Origin of the sequence: Faecalibacterium hattorii (assembly GCF_003287455.1) — a bacterium.
Classification (GTDB): domain Bacteria; phylum Bacillota; class Clostridia; order Oscillospirales; family Ruminococcaceae; genus Faecalibacterium; species Faecalibacterium hattorii.
The window spans coordinates 1-16,904 of record NZ_PRLC01000001.1 but is presented as its reverse complement, the minus strand read 5'-3'; the positions used below and the strand labels follow the sequence as shown (position 1 = coordinate 16,904).

The 16,904-nt window shown below is 50.5% G+C and carries 17 protein-coding genes and 1 tRNA gene; all 18 read right to left on the bottom strand.

Annotated elements, in window-relative coordinates; genetic code table 11:
* Positions 1-23: 23 nt before the first annotated feature.
* The 18 genes from recO to C4N23_RS00005 all read right to left on the bottom strand — a co-directional run bounded on the left by recO (position 24) and on the right by C4N23_RS00005 (position 16,706).
* On the bottom strand, positions 24-770 hold the full coding sequence (recO, locus tag C4N23_RS00090) for a DNA repair protein RecO (protein ID WP_097838687.1): 747 nt from the start codon (positions 768-770) through the stop codon (positions 24-26).
* 215 nt (positions 771-985) lie between these two features.
* Positions 986-1,906 (bottom strand): GTPase Era, encoded by a 921-nt coding sequence (era, locus tag C4N23_RS00085; protein WP_055188083.1) that lies wholly within the window; start codon positions 1,904-1,906, stop codon positions 986-988.
* 50 nt (positions 1,907-1,956) lie between these two features.
* A complete protein-coding gene (gene ybeY / locus C4N23_RS00080; protein ID WP_055188081.1) occupies positions 1,957-2,448 on the bottom strand; it encodes an rRNA maturation RNase YbeY in 492 nt (163 codons plus the stop codon).
* A 30-nt stretch (positions 2,449-2,478) separates the two neighbouring features.
* Positions 2,479-3,441, bottom strand: a complete 963-nt coding sequence (locus C4N23_RS00075) for a PhoH family protein (RefSeq protein ID WP_055188079.1) — start codon at positions 3,439-3,441, stop codon at positions 2,479-2,481.
* Positions 3,442-3,600: 159 nt separating this feature from the next.
* Positions 3,601-3,676 (bottom strand) — tRNA-Thr (locus tag C4N23_RS00070).
* A gap of 96 nt (positions 3,677-3,772) precedes the next feature.
* Positions 3,773-4,534: a hypothetical protein gene (locus C4N23_RS00065; RefSeq protein WP_112143134.1), complete on the bottom strand. Its 762-nt coding sequence runs from the start codon at positions 4,532-4,534 to the stop codon at positions 3,773-3,775.
* A gap of 36 nt (positions 4,535-4,570) precedes the next feature.
* Positions 4,571-4,957 carry a TIGR04086 family membrane protein gene (locus C4N23_RS00060; protein ID WP_112143132.1) on the bottom strand — a complete coding sequence of 129 codons (387 nt, stop codon included), beginning with the start codon at positions 4,955-4,957 and terminating at the stop codon, positions 4,571-4,573.
* A 64-nt stretch (positions 4,958-5,021) separates the two neighbouring features.
* Positions 5,022-5,336, bottom strand: a complete 315-nt coding sequence (gene yajC, locus C4N23_RS00055; protein WP_055188073.1) for a preprotein translocase subunit YajC — start codon at positions 5,334-5,336, stop codon at positions 5,022-5,024.
* Between the two features lie 83 nt (positions 5,337-5,419).
* Positions 5,420-6,565: a tRNA guanosine(34) transglycosylase Tgt gene (gene tgt / locus C4N23_RS00050; protein ID WP_097838691.1), complete on the bottom strand. Its 1,146-nt coding sequence runs from the start codon at positions 6,563-6,565 to the stop codon at positions 5,420-5,422.
* 200 nt (positions 6,566-6,765) lie between these two features.
* Positions 6,766-7,878, bottom strand: a complete 1,113-nt coding sequence (gene glf / locus C4N23_RS00045) for a UDP-galactopyranose mutase (RefSeq protein WP_112143130.1) — start codon at positions 7,876-7,878, stop codon at positions 6,766-6,768.
* A gap of 14 nt (positions 7,879-7,892) precedes the next feature.
* A complete protein-coding gene (locus tag C4N23_RS14280; RefSeq protein WP_181567037.1) occupies positions 7,893-8,423 on the bottom strand; it encodes an acyltransferase family protein in 531 nt (176 codons plus the stop codon).
* Positions 8,324-8,947 carry an acyltransferase gene (locus C4N23_RS14275; protein WP_181567036.1) on the bottom strand — a complete coding sequence of 208 codons (624 nt, stop codon included), beginning with the start codon at positions 8,945-8,947 and terminating at the stop codon, positions 8,324-8,326. The genes C4N23_RS14280 and C4N23_RS14275 overlap by 100 nt, the downstream gene beginning before the upstream one ends.
* Before the next feature lie 7 nt (positions 8,948-8,954).
* Positions 8,955-10,856 (bottom strand): DUF4422 domain-containing protein, encoded by a 1,902-nt coding sequence (locus C4N23_RS00030; protein ID WP_112143121.1) that lies wholly within the window; start codon positions 10,854-10,856, stop codon positions 8,955-8,957.
* 28 nt (positions 10,857-10,884) lie between these two features.
* On the bottom strand, positions 10,885-11,616 hold the full coding sequence (locus C4N23_RS00025; RefSeq protein WP_112143119.1) for an ABC transporter ATP-binding protein: 732 nt from the start codon (positions 11,614-11,616) through the stop codon (positions 10,885-10,887).
* A gap of 15 nt (positions 11,617-11,631) precedes the next feature.
* The gene (locus C4N23_RS00020) at positions 11,632-13,107 is read right to left on the bottom strand and encodes an ABC transporter permease (RefSeq protein WP_242983681.1); all 1,476 of its coding nucleotides are present in this window, start codon (positions 13,105-13,107) and stop codon (positions 11,632-11,634) included.
* A gap of 12 nt (positions 13,108-13,119) precedes the next feature.
* Positions 13,120-14,061, bottom strand: coding sequence for a glycosyltransferase family 2 protein (locus tag C4N23_RS00015; RefSeq protein ID WP_112143117.1), 942 nt, complete (start codon positions 14,059-14,061; stop codon positions 13,120-13,122).
* Positions 14,048-16,081 carry a Helicase associated domain protein gene (locus tag C4N23_RS00010; RefSeq protein ID WP_112143115.1) on the bottom strand — a complete coding sequence of 678 codons (2,034 nt, stop codon included), beginning with the start codon at positions 16,079-16,081 and terminating at the stop codon, positions 14,048-14,050. Before C4N23_RS00010 ends, C4N23_RS00015 begins: the two co-directional genes overlap by 14 nt.
* A gap of 364 nt (positions 16,082-16,445) precedes the next feature.
* Positions 16,446-16,706, bottom strand: a complete 261-nt coding sequence (locus C4N23_RS00005) for a tyrosine-type recombinase/integrase (protein ID WP_425349562.1) — start codon at positions 16,704-16,706, stop codon at positions 16,446-16,448.
* Positions 16,707-16,904: the final 198 nt, after the last annotated feature.

Sequence of the window (16,904 nt, the reverse complement as noted above, 5' to 3'; positions counted from 1 at the left end):
TGATTCCTTTAGAATTTGTTCGGTCACGGCAGAACGGATTTGAGAAATTCGTAGCTTTTCAGCGGCTTGTCGAGGTGGGTCAGAGCGTACTGCTCCGCCACAGCCGCAAGCTTTGCAAGGCTGCCGACCGAGATCTTGAATGCGAAAATCTTCTTATCTTCCACAAGGCAGATGTGCCGCAGCGCATACAGAGCACCGGTGTCGAGGTTGCAGCGCTTCCCTGCTTTCTGCGCACAGTCGGAACAGAGCAGATACCCCTCCTGTGGGTCGAGATAGAACGATTCATCATCGTATTGATTGCACACCTTACAATAGATGAGCTGCGGCAGAAATCCGCATTCGCTCATGGTGCGCAGCTCGAACACAGCCTTGACCACGCGCAGATCGGCCTTGTGCTCGCTGATCATATAAAGGCAGTTGAGCAGCAAGCGCAGCTCCTTCCCTGCTTCTTCGCCCGTCGGCGAAAGCGAGGCAGCCATTTCGGCCAGATACATCGCAAGGCTCATCCCCTCGATGGAGGAAGAAATTCCGTGGAAGACATTTTTCACGGAAGCTTCCCTTACAGTGTACATATTCCGGCCCGGAAGCAGCACAAATTCCGAATAACAAAACAGCCCACAGGCGCTGAATAATTTGTTCTTTAGCCGTAGGCTGCTCTGTGCCGAAGCCGAGATCACCCCCAGCTCCGGCGTCAGAATGGTGAGTATCCGGTCAGATTCCTTGTACCGTGTCTCCTTCAGGACGAGCCCCGGTGTTACGATCGTATCCATCTGTCTTGTCTCCTGCCGAAGCTGTGGTCTGCTCCGGGCGCTGCTGTTTGTAGTCCAGATAGCGAAGGATGTTCCCTGTCTGTGCAAAGGCTTGCCAGCTTGTGTCGGTGTTCATAAAGGTTCCCCTTTCCGCGCGGCAGAGTACCGCCCGTGATAGTGTTGCCTTTATCCTAGCGCACTACCCAAGGAAAATCTGTCCGAATCGCGGCGCGGATTCAGCGGTTGTTCGGGTTCTGCTTGAAGCCGAAATTGTTCAGCAAAAACTCGTTGTCGCGCCAGTCCGCCTTGACCTTGACCCAGCACTGCAGGTTGACCCGGCAGCCGAGGAACTCCTCACAGTCCGCGCGGGCTGCGCTGGCGATCTTCTTCAGCATTGCGCCGCCCTTGCCGATGACCATGCCCTTGTGGCTTTCTCGCTCACAGTAAATGTTCACGTCGATGTCCACCAGATCAGTGCCGGGGCGCTCCTTGAAGCGTTCCACCACGACAGCGATGCCGTGCGGGATCTCGTCCCGCATGAAGAGCAGCGCCTTTTCGCGGATGACCTCGGCGACCAGCTCCTTTTCCGGCATATCGGTATAAGCGTCGTCATCGAAGTAATGCGGACCCTCGACAGCATACTGACTCAGCGCATCAAACAGCTCCTCGCAATGGTCATCGGCGCGGACGCTGACGGTGTAAATGGCGTCGAACACGCCGAGCGCCTTCAGCTCTGCCTTGCGGGCTTCGAGGTCCGCCGGTTCCTTGACGAGGTCGGTCTTGTTGATGACTGCAATGGCGGGGCCGCCGCTCTGGCGCAGCGCATCCACCAGAACCATTTCCGGCTCGTTGAGCGCACCGTAAGGCTCGAACAGCATCATGGAAACATCCACATCTGCAATGGAATCGCTGGCCGTCTTGTCCATCCGCTTCCCCAGCTTGTTGTGGGCCTTATGGACGCCCGGCGTGTCCAGCAGAACATACTGCAGCGGGCCGCGGGTGACCACGCCGGTGATGCGGGTGCGGGTGGTCTGAGGCTTGGAAGTGACGATAGCCACCTTCTCGCCGACCAGACGGTTGGTCAGACTGGATTTGCCGACGTTCGGTCGGCCGATCACGGCTACAAAGACCGAAGAGGTGTCGTAATGCTGCTGCATTGGTGCTGCGTTTTTCAAAATTGAACTCCTATCCATTCCAAGGGTTTGTATTATTCCGTATAGCTGACCGTGCGGGGCAGACCGAGCTGGAGCAGAACGGCCTCTTCCTTTTCGCGCATCCGCATGGCTTCCAGACCGCCGTTCTCGTGGTCATAGCCCAGCAGATGCAGCATGGAGTGAACGGTTAGGAACGCGACCTCGCGCTGCAGCGGATGGCCGTAAAGGGTGGCCTGTTCCTGTGCACGCTCCATGCTGATGACGATATCGCCCAGCATCTTGCAGCCGTTGTTCTCGTCGGTATCGTAAACGCCGTTCTCGCCCAGAGGAAAGCTCAGCACATCGGTGGGCATGGGCTTGTTGCGGTACTGGTTGTTCAGCTCTGCAATGGCGGCATTGTCCACAAAGGTGACGCTGATCTCGGCGGGTGCCGTGAAATGCTCATATTCCAGCACAGCATTGCAGGCGCGGCGGATCAGGATACGGAGGCCGGACGGAACCTTCACGGCCTTCTGGGAATTGGTGATCAAAACTTTATTGGACATACTTGTCCTCTCCCTTCTTTTTATGCTGCCTCAACGCTTGGCCGGGTGTGCGGCCGCTTCGTAGGCTTTAATGATCTCTTGAACCAGACGGTGACGCACAACGTCCTTTTCGGTAAAGTAGCATTGTGCGATGCCGTCCACATTTTTCAGAACCTGCAGCGCGTCCACAAGGCCGCTGCGGGTACGGTCGGGCAGATCGATCTGCGTAACATCGCCGGTGACAACGACTTTGGAACCCACGCCCATGCGGGTCAGGAACATCTTCATTTGTTCGGGGGTTGTATTCTGCGCCTCATCCAGAATGATGAATGAATCGTCCAGCGTCCGGCCGCGCATATAAGCCAAGGGTGCCACTTCGATGATCTGCTTTTCCACCAAACGCTCATACGTTTCAGCGCCCAGCATATCAAACAGGCCATCGTAGAGCGGGCGGAGGTAAGGGTCTACCTTCTGCTGCAAGTCTCCGGGCAGGAAACCGAGCTTCTCTCCCGCTTCCACAGCCGGGCGGGTCAGCACGATGCGGGACACATCTTTTGCTTTAAAAGCCTTTACGGCCATGGCAACAGCCAGATAGGTCTTGCCCGTGCCCGCCGGGCCGACGCCGAAGGTAACGGCGTTTTTGCGGATGGCATTCAGGTACTCCTTCTGCCCCAGCGTTTTGGGGCGGATGGGGCGGCCCTTGACCGTTACGGTGACAAAATCTTCTGTCAGCTCCTTGACCCGCTTCTCCTCACCGTCGTGGGCAAGGCTCAGGCAATAGCGCACGGTCTGCTCCTCCAGCGGCGTGTGATTTTCGATCAGAAGGAGCATTCCCTCAATGGCCCGTGTCGCTGCGGCAACGTTGGCGGCTTCGCCGGAAATGCGAAGCTGTGTACCGCGGCATACGGCCGTGACGGAAAACTCTTTCTCCAACAGGCGGATATTCCGGTCGCAGTTTCCAAACACTGCCGCCGCGATCTCCACACTATCCAGTTCGATGCTTTTTTCAGCCATACGGCTCCTCCCGAAAACTTCAATAGAATTCCACCTTTATTGTACCACCAAAATACCAATTAGAAAACTGTGAAAATTGCACAAAATTTTGCCGGTGGAATCTATAAACGAAAAACTCCCCGAAAATCAGTTTAAACTGATTCTCAGGGAGTCTATACTTGGAGCTACTGATCCGATTCGAACGGACGACCTGCTCATTACGAGTGAGCTGCTCTACCGGCTGAGCCACAGTAGCATGACGTTACATTCCTGCAACGTCATGTATTTTATCATAAATGGAGGAAACTGTCAAGGATTTTTTAGTACCTGCACAAGGATTGCACGAAGATCGTTAAAACGAAAGCTTCATCTGGCCGCACAGGTAGAGCATTCCGGTCGCAGCGCCGCAGATGGGCAGCAGCAGAAACAGGGTTTGGGCAAACTGCCCCACGAGCCCCCATGCGCCGGTGGAGTGAAACGCCTTCCCGAAGGAACAGCGCTGGATCTTCCCGCTGACCTGCAGCGCCGACGCCCCGAACAGGCACAGGCACCCGGCGGCCAATGCTGTCGGGACACCGGAAGCGATGCAATAAGCGGCCAGCGCTTTCCAGTTCAGATCCGCAAGCAGTTGAAAGGAAAGCATCCCGGCCCCGGTCCCGTAGAGCATCACAAAGAAAAAGATGGGCAGCGAACCGATGGCGGAGAGTCCCAGCAAAAGCAGGACGACCAGTGCGCCGGATGTAGTTAGGAATTCGGTGCGGAACAGGCCGACGACCTCGGCGGCGGTATTCGCCGCAAAGGAAGCGCGCCAACAGTCGAGGTAATACCCCAGCGTTTCCAGCTCTCCGGCGCTGCACAGAGCGGACAGCGCCCCGGCAAGAAAGGTTCCGAACAGATAGGCTCCCGCCAGCAGGATGCAGTCCCGGCTGGCATGGGGCAGAGTGCGTTTTGGAAGCCTCTCCTTCGCTTCGGCCTCTTCAATGATCGGTTCCGCCGGGGGCGTTTCCGCCACAGGGGCAGAGCGCTCTGGCACAAGCCCCGGTTCCACTGGTTCCGGGGCATCTGCCCCGGCAGACAGTGCGGGAAGGTTTTGCTGTTCCTGATAGACCCACATGTTTGGATTCCTCCTGCTTTTTTGATGCAAATCGTTTTAATGATGCCGCCGCTCAGTGCGCAGTATCCCGAAGATACCACCCATACAGCCAAACAGAAACACAAGGGCAAACCGCAGAAGCTGCATTTCGGTGGGCGAAAAACCGGCCCAAAGGCCAAAAATGGTCAGCAGCAGGACGAACAGGATGCCTTGTATTGCGCCGCAGAGCAATCCCCTGCTGCGCTGGAAAAATGCCGCCAGCCATCCGCTGAGCAGACTGCCCGCACAGACTGCAGCGCTTGCCATGGGCCACGCGGCGGCTTGCGAGAGCCCCTGCCGCGCCATCAGATACGCCAGCCCCGCCATGCAGCCACCGGCAAACGCGCCGCCGATGCCGAACGCAAGCAGCGCCGGGCCTACGGAAAACTTCTTTTGTTCAGACATAAAAACGCGCCTCCCTGCACTACTGTATGCAGGAAGGCGCGTGAAAAAGTACCGGAAGCGGAAATTACTTTTTAGCAGGAGCGTTGTCCATGTTCAGCTTTTCCACAGAGCTGATGGCACTCTTGGTGAAGCGGATCTTCACACGGTCGGAGCCGGTCTCCAGAACGAAGGTGTCGTCCTTGATGGCAACCACACGGCCGATCACACCGCCGATGGTGGTGACCTGATCGCCGATCTCCAGAGCAGCACGCATCGCAGCGTCCTTCTTCTCCTGCTTCTTCTGGGGACGATAGATCATAAAGTAGAGCAGAACCAGCATCAGAGCCAGCGTAAAGAACAGGCTGATATAGCTTTCGGTCGTAGTCGTCAGAAATTGCATGGGGCAAAATCTCCTCTCAAAATTCAGATAAGTCTATTATAATCCCATCTTCGGCCTGTTGCAAGGCTAAAGTGTGAAAACCCTCAGATTCTTGTATCCAGCAGCTTCACATAGCGGTCGTGGAAGGCCGTGAAGGTGCCCGCGTCCAGCTCATCCCGGATGCGCTCCATGAGATGATTGTAGAACCACAGATTGTGCATAACGGCCAGACGCATTCCCAGCAGCTCTTCTGCCTTAAACAGGTGGCGGATATAGGCGCGGGAATAGTTCCGGCACGCCGGACAGCCGCAGGTGGGGTCGATGGGGCGCTCGTCCCGCTCGTACTTGGCGTTCTTGATATTGATGATGCCGCCCCATGTGTTCAGGTGGCCGTGGCGGGCGTTGCGGCTGGGCATTACGCAGTCAAACAGATCAACGCCGCGGGAAACAGCCTCAATGATGTTGCCGGGGGTGCCGACGCCCATCAGATAGCGGATCTTGTCCTTGGGCATGTAGGGTTCGACCTCGCTGATTATCTCGTACATGATCTCGGTAGGCTCGCCGACGGCCAGACCGCCGATGGCGTAGCCGTCGAGATCCATCTCGGCGATCTGCTTCATGTGCTCCACGCGCAGGTCGGCAAACGTACAGCCCTGATTGATGCCGAACAGCAGCTGATCCGGGTTGACCGCCTTGCCCTCGTGCTTCAGACGGGCCATCTCGGCCTTGCAGCGGGCCAGCCAGCGAACCGTGCGGTCGCAGCTTGCCTTGGAGTAATCGTGCTGTGCAGGGTTCTCCACGCACTCGTCAAAGGCCATGGCGATGGTCGAGCCGAGGTTTGCTTGGATCTGCATACTCTCTTCGGGGCCCATGAAGATGCGGTGGCCGTCCAGATGGGAAGCGAAGGTCACGCCCTCCTCGGTGATCTTGCGCAGCTTGGAGAGGCTGAACACCTGAAATCCGCCGCTGTCGGTCAGGATGGGGCCGTTCCAGCGGGTGAACTTGTGCAGACCGCCCATGTCGGCCACCAGCTTGTCGCCGGGGCGCAGGTGCAGATGGTAAGTGTTGCAGAGCATGACCTGTGCGCCGATGTCCTTGAGATCCTGCGCAGACAGGCCGCCCTTGATGGCACCCGCCGTGGCAACATTCTGGAACGCGGGAGTCTGCACCGTGCCGTGCACGGTCTTGAACTCGCCCCGCCGGGCGTCGTGCTCCTGCTTGAGGAGCTTGTATGTGGTCAAAGAAGGCATGGTATCGTTCCTTTCTGTGCACGGAAAACAGCCGTGCAGCCTTACTGAAAAGCCTGTGACGCAGACTTATCAACAACAGAATGAATTGTTGGCAAGCAAAAGAGCCCCATGTGGGGGCTCTTTTGTTCGGTAGTGCGCCGCATATTTATTTTAACAGATATGTCGGCGGATTGCAACCGGTTTTTCGACGGCAGAGAGAGTTAGTCAAAATGCTTCTCAGTCATTTCAAGCGCCGATGCGATGACAGCATCCATATCGTAATATTTATACTCGCCCAGACGGCCGCCAAAAATCACATTCGGCTCTGCGTCGGCCAGCTTTTTGTACTCCGCATAGAGCGCACCGTTCTTCTCATCATTCACTGGATAGTAGGGCTCGTCACCGGGCTTCCATTCAGAAGAATACTCGCGGCTAATGATCGTTTTTGGCAAATCGTTCCCATTTTCATCTTTGCCAAACTCAAACCACTTATGCTCAATAATGCGGGTCCACGGTGTTTCGCGGTCGGTATAATTGACCGCTGCGTTTCCTTGAAAGTTCGGCTTGTCCAGCAGTTCGTTCTCAAAGCGAACAGAACGATATTCCAGCGTACCCAACTTGTAGTCAAAATAAGCGTCGATAGGTCCGGTATACACAACCTTTTCAGCCAGTGCATCCAGTTCTGTCTTGCGTTCCAAATAGTCTGTGTTGAGCCGCACCTCAATGCCGTCCAGCAGGTTGGCCACCATTTTGGTGTAGCCGCCCACCGGGATGCCCTGATACAGCGCGTTGAAGTAGTTGTTATCAAAGGTCAGGCGCACAGGCAGGCGCTTGATGATAAACGTAGGCAGCTCCTTGCAATCGCGGCCCCACTGCTTTTCCGTATAGCCCTTGATGAGCTTTTCGTAGATATCCCGGCCCACCAGCGAGATGGCCTGTTCTTCCAGATTCTGCGGTTCGCCGGTGATTTCTTTGCGTTGCTCCTCGATTTTGGCAGCCGCTTCTTCCGGCGTCACCACACCCCACATCTTATTGAAGGTGTACATATTGAACGGCAGGGAGTACAGCTCACCCTTATAATTTGCCACCGGGCTGTTGGTGAAACGGTTGAACTCCGCAAACTGCGTGATATACTGCCACACTTTTTTGTTGTTGGTGTGGAAAATGTGGGCGCCATACTTGTGCACATTGATGCCCTCGATGTTTTCCGTGTAGACGTTGCCCGCAATGTTGGGGCGCTTGTCCACCACCAAAACAGACTTACCGTGGGCTTTTGCCTCGTGGGCAAAGATGGCTCCGTATAAGCCGGAACCGACAATTAAGTAATCGTACATGGGTACTCCTTTTGTTATGGTACAAGTTTATTGATTCCTGGTACTCTCTTAAGTGCTAGTGTGATAATGAGCGAGGATAAGTACACTGCTGGAACTCCCCAAACACGCCATTGCCAAGACTGCATATCAAGTTGAAGTGTATCCACAAAATATCGCAAAATGTAAAAATGCGTTAGATAAACACCAAAGCTTGCGCCGGACACCACTCTCAGGAAATGCTTTTTCTTTCCGCTGTTTAAGAATGACCAGTCGTGGTACCAGAACCATACAAAAACGGCGACTGAAAATACAACGCAGGGAAAGCGTTCGTATCCGCTGAAAGTTCTTCCGACGGCTTCAATATGAAAAGATTCCACAAGAGTTCCTACATATCGCAGCAACAAACCAAAAGCACCAAGTGGATATATCATACGTGTCCGTATTTTCTTTGGGATGTTATAATGAGTTATGTAATAGCCGAGGAAAAGATATCCGCAGTATCCCCCCCCCCTATTACTGGCATGTTGAAGGAAACTTTCAGAAAAGAAAGTAATAGCGGCAAGCACGAGCAAATGATGAACGCAATTGCACTTCCGTATAAAAATGTATTTTTCCGTTTATCTTCGGAAATTTGAGAAAAAACTGGAATCACAAGATACAGTGCAAACAAAGGCGGGAAAAACCAATAAATGCTCATTCCCTTAGTGTTTACAATAGCGTCCAAAAAAACTCCAAGATTGCTTAACACATCTGGCGGCAAATAATGCGATATGTACACTGCCCAAAAGATTGACACGATACTCCAAAAGACGAACGGTATACCTGTTTTGGTAAAGCGCTTTTGAAAAAAGACTTTTGTAGAGTAGCGCAAACGGTAATCCAAAAGTGTTGCCCCTGTAATCATAAAAAATACAGGAACTGCCCAATAGCATACGCACTCCGTAATCAGCATTATCGCCCAGTTTAGATTACGCGTAAAGCCCCATATGCCGCCATTCACATGAAGAGCCACAACGGCAATGCAGGCAGCGATATTCATTACGTCAATTGTTGGATTATACTGCGCCACATTTGCTTTTTGTTCTATCATGTCCATCTTATTTCCCTACAAAAATTTTCGCCAGCTTTTTCACGCGTTCACGCCGCCTGCTCCCTTTCGGGAACCATTTGTTCAATTTGTTAATCAAGCGGATATACATACCGTCAATATAAATCGTTTCTTCCATGCCCGGAATCTGAAGTTGATATGCACTGTCCGCCTCGACTACAGAACCAGCAAGTTTCTTTTTGCCGCCGCAGCCAGCCAACAATTGCTCATAGACCGAAGTATTCCGTGCATATTTCCAAAAGTATTCTGCGAAATCACAATCCGGCACATTCCACGGCTTTTGGAATCCTGCAAAGTGTGCAATTTTGATGTGCTTTCTGGAATCCAGATAATCCTGATACATTTGGTGCGGCGCCAGTCGGAGCGTTGCCAAACGACTGGAATTTGCATCTTTCCAGTTCATCATAACATTCCAAGCCGCATCGAGATAGTAAACATGGCCCTCACATATGACGTTTAGAACATCTTGGTCCGGGAAAAGCCATTTTTTTGATTCCGCTAAATCAAAGATATCTTTGACTGTAATATTTTTTCGGAATTGTGTAAGGTTCATAACCAGTACGCCAGAGTTAAAGTAATGATATGGATTGGCCATTCTTAATACTTTCTCATAATATTCTTTACGATCAGGGTCAACGCCTTTATAACAACCTGCAAAATCAGCATCTACAACTGCGGCGATATAGTTTTCTCCAATATCAGTCTCGTATAATTTGGCAACATCATCCAACACGACCAAGTCCGAATCAAGGTATACTACTTTGTCGTATCCTTTCATAATATCTTGCATAAGGAGTCTATAATAGATTTCTACTGTAAAGTGTCGATGAACAAATAAGTTCCGATTTTCCAAATAACTTTTCACATTATAAAATCTAATCGAAATCCTACCCGAGGAAAATTCTTTGGAAACCTTCTTTTGATTTTCGGTACTAATATTTGAATCTAAAATAATAATATCGTACTTATAATCTGTATTTGAATTTTCAATAATGGACTGTATAGTCACTGTCACATATGGAACGTATTTATTATCTGCCGCAAGAACAATAGGAACTGTTTTTCCAGTAAACACGGGAGTGATTTCGGCCTGCTCATCCGTTTCTGTGAAGAAGGAGCGCTGCACTTCCTTAAAACGAAGTTCCCCGTGATTCTTTTTCAGCCAAGTATAATAAATGCCCCACAGCCTTTCAGCAAGAAAACCGCTGACACGATATTCGTCTACATCGTAATCCGAGAAATCAGAGCGCTTTTCATGCTCCTTCAGAATACCAAACAGCCACTCAGAATATTCGTTGAAGATATCTTTCCGCAGGATGTACATATTGCAGAAATATGCTGTTCTGGATTTCATATATTCCTGCGCAGCATCCAGATAATCCGGGTACTGCTCGCTAATGATATCCAGAATTTTCTGCATATCGTCCAACCGATGATGCGGCGAATTTTTATAGTGTTCCCAAACGGTTTTGCCCTGCCCAAGTCCGGCGATATTTTGCCCTTCCGTGCAAATGACATCATAGTTGTTTACGAAGGACTCAATCGTCTTTTCATTCAGTCTCAAATCTTCGACTGCCTGTGCATCAAGCCGTTCATAAAGCACATTGCCAAAAGTATCCTCTTCCAACTGCGACGGGTTAAAGCTAAAATAGCGGCGATAATGCATAAAGCCATAGTAATCTGCATCCGTGTTTTTCCACGCCCAATACTGCGCCGTCAGCTCACAGTACATTCCATTTTTACCAGAGATATTATCTCCCGTATTATCGTGCAGCGTATCTTCATAAATAATGCCGTTTACATCCGTTCCAACCTGAATGGGATAGATATACTTGTTTTTTAACAGCTCGCATTTTTTGTGGTACGACGTAAAGATTTTAATGTTGCTCATTGTGCTTTCCTCTCTCACTTACTTTGATTTATGATTTCTCATACGCGTCGCAGACTTCTTTGGTATCCCCCACCATTTGCACGGTACCGTGCTCCAGCCAGACGACCTTCGAGCACATCTCGCGGATCTGTTCCAGATTGTGCGAGACGAACAGCACGGTCGTGCCGCCGCTCATGAGTTCCATCATCCGCTTGCGGCTCTTCTCCTGAAAGTTTGCGTCGCCCACCGAAAGGATCTCGTCTACGATCAGAATTTCCGGCTGTACCTCTGCCGCAACGGAGAAAGCCAGACGGGCCAACATACCGGACGAATAATTTCGGATGGGCATTTCGATGAAGTCGCCCAGTTCGGAGAACTCTACAATCTCATCGTACTTTGCTTTCAGGAATTCCTCACTGTAGCCTAGGATCGCACCGTTCAGATAGATGTTTTCCCGGCCGGTGAGGTCAAAATCGAAGCCGGAACCAAGCTCCAGCATGGGGACGATATTGCCGTGGGTCGTGACCTTACCTTTTGTCGGCTCCAGAATGCCGGAGATCACCTTCAGCATGGTACTTTTGCCCGCGCCGTTGTGGCCGATAAGGCCAACAGTCTCGCCTTTTTTCACAGTAAAGGAAACATGGTTCAACGCGGTGAAGTCCTGAAATGCCAGCTTACCGCGAAGGGCGGTGGTCACAAATTCCTTCAATGACAGGATGCGGTCTGTATTCATATGGAAGCGCATCGTTACGTCATTTACTTCGATCATCGTTTTGCTCATAATTTTCCACCTCCTTTACAAATACAGCACAAACTTGTTCTGGGTTTTTTTGAATACCAGCGCACCTATCAGCAGCGCGGCCAGTGCCATCAGTAGACACTGCACATAGACCACCGGGTCCGGCGAAACACCGCCCAAAATACAGGTGCGCTCCGCTTTGATGATGTGGTACAGCGGGTTGATCTGCAGAACGAACTTGAACTGATCCGGAAGAATCGTCTCCGGGTAAAACAGCGGTGTTGCGTACATCCAGATCATGCTGATGACATTCCAAAGGAATTGCACATCCCGGAAGAAGACCATCGCCGCCGAGAGTAGCAAAACCACACCCAGCGTGAAAAGGATCAGACAGACCAAAAAATAGAGTGCCAGTAACGCCGATTTACGGAAATGAACGCCCGTAAACATTGAAACAATGATCAGCGGGATCAGAGAGATCGCCAAGTTGACCACCGAGGACATCACGCGCGTAAGCGGATAGATATACTTCGGCATATAGACTTTGGTAATCAGGCCGGAGTTGCCAATGATCGACATCAGGCCCATGCCACAGGCTTCGTTGAAGAAGTTGAACGAAACGATACCAACGAGCAGGTAAGCCGGGTAGTATTCAATGTCCGACTTGAAGATGGTCGAAAAGATGAAATACTGCACTATCATCGTCAAAAGCGGGTTTAAAAAGCTCCAGAACACACCCAGTACAGAGCGCTTATATTTGGTTTTGAAATCGCGGGAGACAAGTTGTTTAATGAGAAAGCGATATTTCTTCACTGCGAGTATTGCTTCGGCCAGAATATCCTGTCTGCCGCGCTGGTAGCGATTCCATGCAAATACCAGCACTGCCAGCAATACCGCGCCAACAATACTCACCAACTGCCAATAATGCAGTCCCGCGCGGATATAATCGGTACCCGCCGTGCTGAAACACAAGAGACCGGTCGTTTGCTCTCCGTTCAGCCAAAGACCGCCGGTTGAAGGATTTTCTGCATCCATCAGAGGGGAGACCGCCTCACCGGGAGCGGAATCTGCTGTAATATGAAGTGCCAGCTCAACACCCGGCAAGCCCTCTATAGGCTGCTGCGCATAAATGGTTGTTGTGCCACCCTCCGGGATATCCACCGCAGCGAATTGGCCGCTCATAAGAACTTCTCCAGTATCGGTTCGTAGAAGCTCTACGGTAACAGTGCCCGCATTGGCGCGGTAATAAGTTCCCCACAGCACGGAAACGGAATCCAGACGCTGTACGCCAGTCATAAAGTACTGCGTCACATCGCTGCCCTGATACAGCTCCACCGTTCCCGCAGTCGCTGCTGGCATTTCCTGCTCTCCTCGCGACTCCCGATAAATCAGTTGATCACCTGTCAGAAAGTAAAACAGCACAACGAATGCACAGTAAAACGCAAAGATCCCGATCAGCACACGCTTCAAAAATCGGGGATTTTCTTGCATCTCTTTCAATTTCTTCGTCTTTATATATTCTCTGTTTTGCATGAATTTGTTCTCTCACTCTCTTATAGTTGATTCCGCATCATTTCGTGTTCCCGCAACATATTCCACCTTTGGGGCAAAGCCAACCCCGTTTATCATCCCTTGGAACAACACACCGAGGCGTTTCAATCGATGGTCTTTTGCGGAAAGCAAAATCTGCGTTCCGTGCTTTCCGCAACGTGCCAGATAATAGCAGATGCCTTTTATGCCTTCCTGTCGGTAGGTATAGTTTTCATTCCGGTATGCGTACCAATATCGGTTGATACGCTCAATATCATCCAATGCCAGATTGCTACCGTTATTGTTTTTCATGGCATGAATCACTTGGCTTTGCCCAACGATATAACAAGGATAATTTCTTCGTACAGCGATTCGCCGGGTGTACTCGATGTCATCTCCCCAGATGAAATATTCGGCAATTGGTAGACCAACTTCACGAACCGTTTCACTTTTTAGGAACAGCGAGACAAATGTTGCCTGTTCCGCTTGCAGAACTCCCTCGCGCAGTAATTCGATGTGTTCGTAAAAGCTTTTTTTCACCTTCGGACGATTCATTCGGCATTCACGGCCATCCGTCCATAGGGCAACACTGCTCATCCACCCATACACTCCCTTCAAAAGAGAGTCTGCACTCAAAAGCTTCTCCAAGGCATCCGTTTTGGGAAAGCAATCGTCATCCATGACCCACAGATAGTCATAATTTGCCTCTATCGCCCAGCGCATACCATAATGGAATCCGCCGGCACCGCCAAGGTTGCTCCCCGTATTATGAAAAAAAATATCTGTCTGCGATTCAAGCCACTGGGCCGTTTCATCGGTACTGGCATTATCCACGACTAAAATATCGCACGGTACGGTCTGTTTGTGCAGTGAATCCACACACCTCTTTAGGAATTCCAGCCGGTTGTAAGTAACAACCACTACCGCGACACGATTTTTTAGGTTATTTTGCAACATCCCACACAATTCCTATCTTCTCTAATTTTGCAACTCTCTCCGGAGTCATGACACAATTGCCGCTTTTCCTTCCCGCATTTTTCTGCCGGGCCAGCCACCGACCAAGCCGATAGCCATCCACCGTGCAATAAGCATACGGAATGTTCAGATTTCCGTTCTGTTGGTAGTATTCTTCTGCCCGTCGATAGGCATTTTGCCACTGAGCCTCCTGAGTGCCGCCCCAGTCCATCCCAATTGCAGTAAGTCGGTCGATTTGTTCGGCAGTCAACCTTTTGGATTTATTTGCGCCCGTTTTGGCTTTTCTCTGACTTGCAACCCACATCCCCAACAGGAAGCCGTCTTCACAGCGGTAGGAACTTGGGATATCCAGATTTCCTTTTTTTTCAAAATACCGCTTCGCTTGTGCATATCGCTGCTCCCATCTGGAATTAACTGCGTCCCACACCATGCCAATTTCATTCAGTTTTGCAACGCGTTCCGCAGAAAGTCGGCCATTCTTCTTTCGGCTGCGCTGGTATGCGGTCCACTTTCCTAGATCTATACCACCGATTTGAAAGCTATCCGGCACAAGCAGATTCCCATTGGCCTCGTAATATTCCTTTGCCAATTTCCAAGTCTCGCTCCATGCCCTGTCCAGAACACTGCCCCATTCCATTCCAATGGCATTCAACGCATTCACTTGTTCATCGGTAAGGTTTCCTCTGGCTTTTCCGTTGAAAACAGCCCGCTGAGTCTGTATCCAAACACCAAGCTGCATTCCGCTTTCCGTAACATACCGTCTTGGAACCGCCAGATTTCCATAAGAAGAAAAATAGGCACACGCTTCCGCATACCACGTATCCCATGTATTATTCAAGGTGTTTTCCAGTTCTCGGACCAGCCGGATGCTATCCTCCACCTGTTCCTCAATCGGAAATTTGTCTACGCGGACCAGATTTTCTTTGCCCGCACTGCGCAATTTCTGAACGGCAGCAGCCATTTCCGCTCGAATCGTGCCAACACTGGACAAGCCGTCAAAATTGTTGACAATATCTAAGATAAGCGGCTGTTTTCCATTGCCGGTGGTCAACGCTCTGCCGATCTGCTGTTTGTAGAGAATCGGCGAAGAAGTCACGCGAAACAAGATCACGCCGTCAATATCAGCCACATGAACGCCCTCGTTCAACCGGTTGATGCACAGCAAAAGTCTCAAATGATTCCTTTGGTCTTTCAGGAATTCTTCGTACTCCGCTTCCGTTTCCCGTTCACCTGCGTAGAGGCAATAGATCTGCGGGCTATCATCAATGCCACGCAGCCAGTGCGGAAGCTGTGCTTTGATTTTTTGCATCTGTGCCCAATCCGTGCAGAACAAGATGTATTTCCCGTTCCTTTTCAGATAGCGTGAAAAAATTTTCTCCAGTCCATCCACTTGCCCAAGAGCCCTGCGCAGTGCATTCAATTGACGCTGACTGATATCTTTCGCGCCATTAGGCACCTGCCAATTGATCCGCTTCTGGTAACGGTGCAGCTCCTGCTGGTACTGAAACATTGTTGTCACATATTGCGGTGCTGGCAGGATTCCGCGGACAATTGCTTCTCCCAAGGTCATTTCACTGGCAACACAAAGCTTTCTCTTGACGGTAAAAAGTTCTTCTGCCATGTTTCGGCGGTTATCCAGATACCGAATCGGCGTTGCGGACAGTCCCAGAACTTTTGCGCGGGGGCAGTTTTTCAGCAGCCGTTCTACACCAGTTCCCCAGCAGTACGCCCCACACCGATGGAATTCGTCCAGAATGATATATTCCGAGCGGAGCAGATTCAGCTCTTCTTCGTTCATCCGAATCAGCCGGGTATAGGTCATATGAACGACATTGTTGAAATTGCCGCTGACATTCCGCCGCTGGCTTTCAAAGATATAATCATTCGGGGACAACCACAAGAATTGCGCATCGGGATGCTCCTCAATCAGCTTGAACGCGATAAAGCTTTTCCCTGTGCCGGTAGGGTGAATGACCGCAGCGCAGCCATAGGTCTTCAGCATTTTATCAGCCTCTTGATATGCTATTTGGTTATGCTCATATAACTCCACAGTCAGAGCTCTCCCTTTTTCATTTGCGACATAATCAACATTATGTCATTCTCTGCCGATTGTTAGAACATCATCTGGTATTTTACCACATTGAACCATAAAACACAACTGCAATGCCAATAAAAATCAGAAGTCATACTTGATTCTTTCTGTATTATTACATTACAAATCAGCCTTTCCGCGATGATTTGAAGCGCAGAAGGGCTTGGTTTCTATACTCATTTGGGATGGCAACTGCCATCCTTTTTTTCATTTGCGACATAATGTTGATGATGTTTTGAAATATCATAGAGAAATAGCGCAGATATTATCCAATCTAACACACCAGCCCAAGGCTTTCTATTTTTCGACGGTGCTCGACCCCGGTAGTCATAGTATAAATTCTGGTTGTGTTAATATTGCTGTGTCCCAAAATATCTGCCAATTTAGCAATATCTTTTTCGATATCATAAAATGTTCTCGCGAACAGTTTGCGCAGATTGTGAGGAAAAACCTTGCTTGGATTTACGCCAGCCCTTTTGCAAAGAGCTTTCATCTGTGCCCATATCGTTCCTCGATTGAGCGGTTTTCTTCGAATGATTCAACTTTTTGCAGCCATCCTATCGCGGCTTCTTCATCAAGATAAGGTTTCGAGCAGCGTATTCAAAAGCTTTTTGATACACTTTCATCCTGAAATGACAAAAGACCCGACGGCATAATGAACTGCACCCTATTTGTTAGACAGTATGGTATACTGTTTAGGAAATGGGGTGTTTTTGTATGCCAAAGGGACAAC